This window comes from Cellulomonas biazotea, assembly GCF_004306155.1.
GTDB classification, from domain to species: Bacteria; Actinomycetota; Actinomycetes; order Actinomycetales; family Cellulomonadaceae; genus Cellulomonas; species Cellulomonas biazotea.
The window spans coordinates 1-4,479 of the sequence record NZ_BIMR01000015.1 but is presented as its reverse complement, the minus strand read 5'-3'; the positions used below and the strand labels follow the sequence as shown (position 1 = coordinate 4,479).

Genomic DNA, 4,479 nt, shown 5'->3' with positions numbered 1-4,479 from the left:
GGGCGCGCCCACGGCGGCGCGCTGCGCGTCGGTGATCGGGCCGTAGACCGCCTGGTAGTCGCTGACGATCGTGCCGGCCTGCACGGTCGCGTTGGACTGCGCCGCGGTGAGCTTGGCCTGGTCGGTCGTGCTGAGCTGGAAGACCAGGTCGTTGAGCAGTCCCACGTACGCGTTGGCGAAGCCGCCCGCCGGGGACAGCTGGACCGTCCCGGGGATGTCGCCCGGCTGCACGAGCGCGTTCGCGTAGCCGTAGGTCGCGTCGTTGAAGACCTGGTTGGCGTTCTGCCAGTTCCACGCGAAGTCGCCCTGCGCCGGGTACTGCACCGGGTACAGCGTCGACTTGAACGTGTCCTGCACGGCGGCCATCGCCTTGGACTGGAGCGCGGAGTAGAACTGCGCGCCCCCGGTGGTGTCGGTCATCGGAACTTCTCCCCTGCTTGGTCGGACATCGGGTACCGCGACGTCCACGCTGCCGGGGGGCGCGTCCGCTGCCCTCGTCAGAATTGATGAAACTGCCGCACCTGCCCGACGACCGCGGGCAGGTCGCACGTGCGGTGGGCGAGCGCGACGGCGGCGAGCTGCGAGGAGACGCCGAGCTTGCTGAGGATCGACCGGATGTGGCTGCGGACAGTCGCGAGGGACACGCTCTGCGCCTCCGCGATGGCCACCGCGGGGAGCCCCCGGACCATCGCGACGAGGACGTCGACCTCGCGTCGCGTGAGGGCCGCGAACAGCCGCGCCTCGCGCGCGTGCCGGCGCAGACGGGCCGCGGCGCCCGTCCGGTCGTCCCGGGCCTGCGGGTCGCGCAGCAGCAGGTCGACGCGCGCGACGACATCGTCGACGGGCGGCTCGGTGCTGACAGCCGCGACGGCGCCGCGCTCGATCCCGCGCGCGAGCACCAGGGCGTCCGACCGCCGCCCGAGGACGAGCACCGCGGCCCCGTTCAGGCGGTGCGGCGGGGGTCCGTCGGGCAGCGCGCCGCGGGTCGCGAGGAGCAGGACGCTCGACGCGGTCGCGGCGTTCACCGGCGCGGGCAGGTCGGCCCAGGAGCGCGCGCACGCGGCCCACCAGCCGGTCGCCTGCAACCCACCGGCGAGGGCGCGGTCGAGCACGCCGTCACCGCCCAGCACCGCCACGAAGCCACGATCCCCCCTCGCGCCCCCCACCTGCGACAACGTCGCGGACGGGCGGCGCGCACGGCGACCGGTCGCGCACGGTGCTGCCCGTGCGGGCAGCGGTGGGGGCAGCGGGCGGGACGCGCCGGTCGCACGTGCGCCGACCGACCGGCTCGCTCCCGGTCGTGCGTGCGGCGCCGGACGCGCGCCGACCCCGTCGTGGCGACCGCTTCCACGAGCGGAACGGTCACCAGGACGGGGTCGGCGAGACGGGGACCGGCGCGGCGACCGTCTCCACGAGCGGAACGGTCACCAGGACGGGGTCGGCGAGACGGGGCCCGGCCTGCGGGCACCGCGGAGAGGCCGGGCCGGGCCCGGGGGGCGTGCGGGTGCCGCCGAGGGCTAGGCGGGTGTGCGGTCTCCTGCGCGGGCCACGACGACAGCGGCGAACGCCCGGGCGACCGTCGCGCCCGCGTCCGCGATCTCGGCGTCGTGCGCGGCCGTCGCGGTGTCCACGGCCGTGGTGTCGACGTCGTCGTGCAGGTCCGCCCACGCGTGCAACGTCGCGGGCGACGCCTCGGGGTGGAACTGCACGCCCCACGCCGACCCGACGCGGAACGCCTGGTACGGGTACTGCCGCGAGTGCGCGAGCCACGTCGCGGCACGCGGCAGGTCGACGATCGCGTCGGCGTGCATGCTCGGCATCGGCGTCGACCGGTGGTCCTCGGGGACGTCCGTGTCGACGAGCGCACCGACGACCGGGTCGCCGACGGCCTCGGGGCGCCAGCGCACGTCCACGACGCCCGACTCGCGCCCGGGAGGCGCCGCGACGTGCACGCGCCCGCCTGTCGCCACCGCGAGCAGCTGCGCGCCCAGGCAGATGCCGAGCGTCGGCACGCCCGCCTGCACGGCGTCCGCGAGCAGGGTCCGGGTCTCCCGGACGCCGGGCTCGTCGTCGGACAGCGCGGACATCTGGCCGCCGAGGACGAGCAGGCCGTCGAGGGTGTCGACCGGGCCGGTGGACTCACCGAGGTCGGCGCGCACGACGCGCACCTCGACTCCGTCGAGCCAGCCGGCGAAGCGGTCGAGCGGCACACCGGCGTCGAGCTGGACGACCGTGAGCACCGGGGCCGTAGGGGGCGTGGCAGCAGTCACGAGGCAGCACCGTACCCGCTCGACGGCCCGCGTCACCCGGGTCCTGCGGTCCATCCGTGACGTCACCGCAGGTCGGACGTGAGGTGCGTCGCACCATCCGCCTCCTCATCCCGTGCGCAGCGGCGTCGATAGGACGAGCGGCGTCGGGCAGTGGCGTCGCCCCCTCGTCCCGCACCCGAGAGGTCCCACCGTGCTGCGCACACCCCTCCCCCGACGGCTCCGCGCCGTCGCGACCACCGCCGTGCTCGTGCTGGCCGCTGCCGTGGGCGTGACAGCCCCGGCGGGCGCCGCACCCGTCGACGGCTACCCGCTCGCCGACGTCCCGGCCACCGGCGACGTGCAGACGTCGATCCCGATCACCGTCACCTGCCCCCTCGTCGACGACCAGCCCTGGACCATCGCGTCCTGGCTGACGTCCGAGGGCAACGGGACGGGCAAGACCTCGTGGGGCGAGGTCGTCGACAGCCAGAAGGTCTTCGTCGACTCCGTCTGGTTCGCCGCCGACGCGCCCGAGGGCTACGTCGAGGTCCGCTGCGGGTACGAGGACGGCGAGGGCACCGAGACCTGGGTCTCGAGCGACCGCTTCCCGATCGCGGTCGGCTCCGTCACCGCCGCGACCAGCACGTCGGTCGTCGTGGCACCCGTGCTGCAGCGGCCCACGCTGCTCCCCGTCGTCGCGACCGTCCGCACCGGGGGCGTCGCGGTGACGTCCGGCTCGGTGCAGTTCGCGCTCGACGGCGTCGACGTCGGCGAGCCCGTCGCGGTCGACGCGCACGGCGAGGCGCACGGCGACGTCGGCACGCCGGCCCCCGGCCACCGCAGCGTGACCGCCCGGTACCTGGGCGCCCCCGGCTTCGCCGCGTCGCCGTCGTCGCCGTCGCTGGTCACTGTGCTCACGGCCTCCGAGGTGACGCTGGACCTCCCCGCCACGGCCACCGACGCGTCCGACGTGCGGCTGCGCGCCGAGGTCTCCGGCAACCCGGACCTGCCCGCGCTCAGCGGCACCGTGACGTTCACCTGGGCGGACGGCACGCTCGGCTGGGCGCCGGTCGTCGACGGCGCCGCCGTGCTCGACCTGCCCCTGGGCGCCGGCCTGTACCCCGACGTCCGGGCCACCTACTCGGGCGACGACTTCCACGGCGAGTCCACGACCGACGCGCACGACCTCGTCGTCTCCGAGCACGTCGCGCCGCGTCCCGTCGTGACGGTCGACGTGCCGGCCACGGCCGTCGCCGGCCCCGTCAAGGCGACCGTCACGGTCGCGGGCCCGCACGACGAGGCGGTCACGCCCGAGGGCGACGTCCAGCTCATCGTCCTCGACGCCCACGACGCGTACCTGCTGCACGTCAACGCGACGCTCGTCGACGGCAAGGTCACGGTCACGACGCCCGCCCTCGCGGCCGGCACCTACACGGTCCTCGCCCACTACTCGGGCAGCAGCACCCAGGGCGTGTACGCGCAGGCCGACTCGGTCGAGCACGCCCTGACGGTCACGGCCGTCGTGCCCACGCCCACGCCCACGCCCACGCCCACGCCCACGGTGTCCCCGACGCCCACGCCGACCGTCACGCCGACGCCCGCGCCGACCGCCCTGCCCGTCGCGGCCCTGGCCGGCTCGACGTCGGTCACCCCGCCGCAGCAGCCCGTCACGCTCGTCGCGCGCGGCTTCCTGCCCGGCGAGGTCGTGACGTTCACGCTGCACTCAGACCCGGTCGTGCTGGGCACGGCCGTCGCCGACCTCACCGGCGTCGCGACGCTCGTCACGACGGTGCCCGCGGGGACCCCGGCGGGTCTGCACCACGTCGTGGCGTCGGGCGGGACCTCCCTGCGCAACGCGCAGATCGAGCTGACCGTCACGGCCGCCGCGCCGACCGTCGTGGCACCGGCCGCGTCGGCGGCGCAGCTCGCGACCACGGGCGGGGACCCGGCCGCGCTCCTCGGCGTCGTCGCGCTGCTGCTCGTCGCGGGTGCGGCGATGGTCGCGGCGCCGCGGGTGCGGGCCGCCCGCGCGGCCACGGGCTCGCGCGCCTGACGGCCCACGCCCGACCTGCACCGAGGCCCGACCTGCACCACCCGGACGGCGGTGTGCGACCCACGTCGCGCACCGCCGTCCGGCGTTCCTGGGCCGATGGCGACGACCGGTCGGCCCGGGCCCCCGCCCCGCCTCCCGACGGCCACCCGACCCGCCGGGGACGTGCAGCGCGCTCCC

At 76.3% G+C, this 4,479-nt stretch carries 4 protein-coding genes; 1 reads left to right on the top strand and 3 read right to left on the bottom strand.

Annotated elements, in window-relative coordinates:
• The 3 genes from CBZ_RS01315 to CBZ_RS01305 all read right to left on the bottom strand — a co-directional run.
• On the bottom strand, positions 1–420 hold a 420-nt coding region (locus CBZ_RS01315), incomplete at its 3' end, for a hypothetical protein (protein ID WP_130779820.1).
• A gap of 77 nt (positions 421–497) precedes the next feature.
• On the bottom strand, positions 498–1,136 hold the full coding sequence (locus CBZ_RS01310; RefSeq protein ID WP_130779819.1) for a helix-turn-helix transcriptional regulator: 639 nt from the start codon (positions 1,134–1,136) through the stop codon (positions 498–500).
• A 381-nt stretch (positions 1,137–1,517) separates the two neighbouring features.
• A complete protein-coding gene (locus CBZ_RS01305) occupies positions 1,518–2,270 on the bottom strand; it encodes a type 1 glutamine amidotransferase (protein WP_130779818.1) in 753 nt (250 codons plus the stop codon).
• A gap of 190 nt (positions 2,271–2,460) precedes the next feature.
• On the opposite strand from CBZ_RS01305, the gene CBZ_RS01300 reads away from it, so the two are divergent.
• The gene (locus CBZ_RS01300) at positions 2,461–4,302 is read left to right on the top strand and encodes an Ig-like domain-containing protein (protein ID WP_130779817.1); all 1,842 of its coding nucleotides are present in this window, start codon (positions 2,461–2,463) and stop codon (positions 4,300–4,302) included.
• The last annotated feature ends 177 nt before the right edge of the window (positions 4,303–4,479 follow it).